1 protein-coding gene is annotated in these 262 nt (G+C 71.8%); it reads right to left on the reverse strand.

Translation table 11 applies throughout. The features are described 5' to 3' along the window. Nucleotides 1-2: 2 nt before the first annotated feature. A partial coding sequence (locus MTCD1_RS19510; RefSeq protein ID WP_369007720.1) for an NAD(P)H-dependent glycerol-3-phosphate dehydrogenase occupies nucleotides 3-262 on the reverse strand: 260 nt, incomplete at its 5' end.

Consider the following 262-nt stretch of genomic DNA (forward strand, 5'->3'; position numbering starts at 1 on the left):
CATCAATGGCGCTCGACGGTAGGCTCGCGCTCCATGAGCCGGGCCACCGCCTCGGCAGCGCGCAGTTCACCGTCGAGCAGCGCGACGACGCACTCCGCAATGGGCATCTCAACGCCCAGCGCACGCGCGCGCTGTACCACGGTGCGGGCGCTGTACCCCCCCTCAGCCACATGGCCCAGCGCCCCCACCGCCTGTGCCAAGGTCCGCCCCTCGGCCAGCAACAACCCCACACGGCGGTTGCGCGACAGGTCGCCCGTAGCAG

It is taken from the genome of Colwellia marinimaniae (assembly GCF_002207865.1).
GTDB lineage: Bacteria > Pseudomonadota > Gammaproteobacteria > Enterobacterales > Alteromonadaceae > Colwellia > Colwellia marinimaniae.